Genomic DNA, 1,331 nt, shown 5'->3' with positions numbered 1-1,331 from the left:
GAGTTATTGTCAAATCTGGTGTTCAAGGGCCTGAATCAAGCGGCGGCCTGGTTTGATTCTGTTACCTCGATTCCATCTCTGAATTTCACTCCGGTAATAACCTGTGCCAGGTATTCGAACCCTCGCTGACGCCGCCAGTTCTGCTGCGCGCACTGCCCCAATTTGAACATCATGTGCAGCATCCCGTCCCGCGTCAGGCAGCCTTTGGATCGCTTGGTGCGATGTCGAATGGTGCCGAAGGTCGATTCAATCGGATTGCTTGTCCGTATGCTCTGCCAGTGCTGCGCCGGGAAATCGTAGAACGCCATCAGCTCCTCTCGATCCTTCTGCAGGCACAGCACGGCTTTCGGGTACTTGGCTTCGTACGTCTTGATGAACAGCTCAAACGCTTTCTCGGCGTCCTCCCGGGTGTCGGCCTGCCAGATCTCATGCAAGGCCTGCTTGGCTTTTGGCTGCAGCGACTTCGGCAGGCAGTTCAGTACGTTCATCGTTTTATGCATCCAGCACCGCTGGTGCCGGGTCCCCGGATAGACTTCCTCCAGCGCGGCCCAGAAGCCCATGGCGCCATCGCCAACGGCAAGCTGCGGGACATTCATGCCGCGGGATTTCAGCTTCAACAGCACCTCGCGCCAGCTCTGAGTTGACTCCCTGACACCGTCTTCAATCGCGAGGAAATGCTTCTCTCCACGCTCATTCACGCCGATGATCACCAAAGCACACAGCTTGGCTTGCTCCGCCCTGAGGCCGCTGTAGACGCCGTCAGCCCAGAGATAGACCCAGCGGTCCTTGTCCAGCGGTTCCTCCCGCCATGCCTGGTAATCTGCGGCCCAGCCCCGTTTCAGTCGCGATACTGTGCTGGCGGACAAGCCGCTGGCTTCCGGACCCACCAGGACCTCCAGGGCCGCGCTCATCTCACCGGTGGAAACACCTTTCAGGTACAGCCACGGCAGGGCAGCCTCCAGTGACTGCGCCTTGCGGACATAGGGCGGCACCAGCGCCGAGCGGAACGTGACGGGCTCCCCGGTCTTTGAACGCACCTTGGGGATCCGTACCGTTACCGGACCGATGCCGGTTTGGATCTCCCGTTCGGGCAGGTGACCATTGCGCACCACGCCGGCCCTGCCGTCATCCAGCACCCTACCTGAATGTGCGGCCAGCAACTCCTGGACCTCGGCCTCGATAGCCTGCTGCAGGAGCTGTCGGGCGCCAGTGCGCAACAATTCGGTCAACGGATCAGTACTCCCTGCTCGACCTTCCAGTTCAACAACGTTACTCTTTCCCATGGTGGCGTATCCCTTTGGCTGATTGGTTGTTTGGCGATAACAAATCAA

General features: G+C 59.5%; 1 protein-coding gene. It reads right to left on the bottom strand.

Annotation, left to right across the window (positions count from 1 at the left end):
- Nucleotides 1–35: 35 nt before the first annotated feature.
- Nucleotides 36–1,283 carry an IS256 family transposase gene (locus Q6D67_RS21565; RefSeq protein ID WP_304707899.1) on the bottom strand — a complete coding sequence of 416 codons (1,248 nt, stop codon included), beginning with the start codon at nucleotides 1,281–1,283 and terminating at the stop codon, nucleotides 36–38.
- Nucleotides 1,284–1,331: the final 48 nt, after the last annotated feature.

The organism is Haliea sp. E1-2-M8 (assembly GCF_030649675.1).
In the GTDB taxonomy this organism is placed as follows: Bacteria; Pseudomonadota; Gammaproteobacteria; order Pseudomonadales; family Halieaceae; genus Haliea.
The sequence above is the reverse complement of the archived record's forward strand: the minus strand, read 5'-3'. Positions and strand labels throughout refer to the sequence as shown.